This window comes from Mesorhizobium sp. M5C.F.Ca.IN.020.32.2.1, from assembly GCF_004023105.1.
GTDB classification, from domain to species: domain Bacteria; phylum Pseudomonadota; class Alphaproteobacteria; order Rhizobiales; family Rhizobiaceae; genus Mesorhizobium; species Mesorhizobium wenxiniae.
Genome location: NZ_RZSX01001452.1, coordinates 1 through 821 on the forward strand (window position 1 = coordinate 1; position 821 = coordinate 821).

An 821-nucleotide genomic window follows, 5' to 3' on the forward strand; every position below is an offset into this window, starting at 1 on the left:
TTTATAACCTTCGGCGCCATGTCGCTGGTCGGCTTGCCGCCGGTCGTCGCCAACGCCACCTCGTCGCTGACACAGTTTCCCGGCTACATCACCTCGACGCTCGCTTACTGGTCCGACATCAAGCATCTCTGGCGCACAGCGTTGCTGCTCGGGGTCATATCGGCCTTCGGCGCGCTGGCCGGCGCCCTCATCCTTCTGGCGCTCGACAATCCGTCGTTTCGCGTCCTAGTGCCCTGGCTGCTGCTGGCGGCCACCGCGCTGTTCGCCGCCGGGCCGTGGCTGAAGCCGGCGCCCAAGCCGGGGCATGAGGCCGCGGTGGGTTCGCTGGTCGGTTCCCTGGCGCAATTCGCCACCGCCGTCTATGGCGGCTTCTTCGGCGCCGGCATGGGCGTCATGATGCTGGCGACGCTCGGCCTCACCCAGGCCGGCGACTATCACCGACTGAACGCGCTGAAGAACATGCTGGCAGTGGTCATCGCGGCGGTAGCCATCCTGGTTTTCATCTCCGGCGATGTCATCGCCTGGCGGCAGGCGATCATCATGATACCGGGCGGCGCGCTGGGCGGCTATGCTGGCGTCTGGATCGCCAGGCGCGTGCCGCAAATTGCCGTGCGCGGCTTCGTCGTCGGGGTCGGCGTGTTCCTGGCTTTTTACTACTTCGCCAAGGACTGAGCTGAATCAGGCTGATTCGGAGGAAGCGACATTTGCCTCGGGTGGCTTGTAGTAGATGTCGAGGTTGAGCTCGATACCGCGCTGACCCAGCATGAGTAGCGTTTGCGAAGTCAGCGCCAAGCCTTGATTCCCCTCGTCAAGCCAGACCC

General features: G+C 64.6%; 1 protein-coding gene. It reads left to right on the forward strand.

Translation table 11 applies throughout. The features are described 5' to 3' along the window. On the forward strand, positions 1 to 672 hold a 672-nt coding region (locus EOA86_RS36710; protein ID WP_164892413.1), incomplete at its 5' end, for a sulfite exporter TauE/SafE family protein. Positions 673 to 821: the final 149 nt, after the last annotated feature.